This is a genomic window from Oleiphilus sp. HI0079, assembly GCF_001635105.1.
In genome coordinates, this window is sequence record NZ_LWFT01000863.1 from 1 (window position 1) to 777 (window position 777).

2 pseudogenes are annotated in these 777 nt (G+C 42.2%); both read right to left on the reverse strand.

From position 1 onward, the window contains the following. Nucleotides 1-211 (reverse strand): annotated as a pseudogene (locus A3750_RS16155) (AMP-binding acetyl-CoA synthetase); the annotation flags it as partial. A 154-nt stretch (nt 212-365) separates the two neighbouring features. Next, a pseudogene (locus A3750_RS26240) lies at nt 366-777 on the reverse strand (AMP-binding acetyl-CoA synthetase); the annotation flags it as partial.

Sequence of the window (777 nt, forward strand, 5' to 3'; positions counted from 1 at the left end):
TAGAAAGAATAGCGATGTTGCTTTTAGGCGGGAAATTCTGAGCTTTAAGGTAGCTAGCAATGCGGCGAGCTTCGTTTAGAGTTCGAGCCCAGGTATATTCCTGAACAACACCATTGCCCATAGGCTGAGTCATGTAGACTTTATCGGCGCGTTCTTTTTCCCATTTAAAAACAGATTCTAAAGGAAGCGTCACGTTCTGAATTGCAGTCATAATCGGTTGAATGCCTTTATTTGAATTGTTAGTTGTCGAAAACTGTTAACTTTCCGAAAGTATCGCGAATGATAAAAGGACTCGTTAAAAATTGAAACAAGCAATTTAAATGTTCCGCACATTTTCGAGCTACGGCAATCCTATTCGCTTGAGATTAATCCCAAACAATCGGTTTCTTCTGTTTTTGCCAGCCAGTCACTCTATTCTCATAATACTTCTCAATGACATCGCGCTTGATCTTCATTGTTGGCGTAAGGAAATCATTTTCGATACCCCAAGTATCGCTAACGATAACAATAAACTGCAGTGCCTCGTGATGATCAACGCGTGAATTCACTTTTTGGATTAGCGCTTCAATTGCTGGCTCAAGTTTTTCTCTCAAAGAAGGGTCTTTGTGCTGCCCTTGAAATTGCTCCGACAATACAGCCATCGCATAAGGCTGAGGACATTCAGCGCCGGCAACACATACAACTTCCAGAGCGTCTGAGGCCATCAACATATTCTCAATTGGTGCTGGCGCGACATATTTACCCTTACTGGTTTTAAAGATCTCCTTGATACGTCCG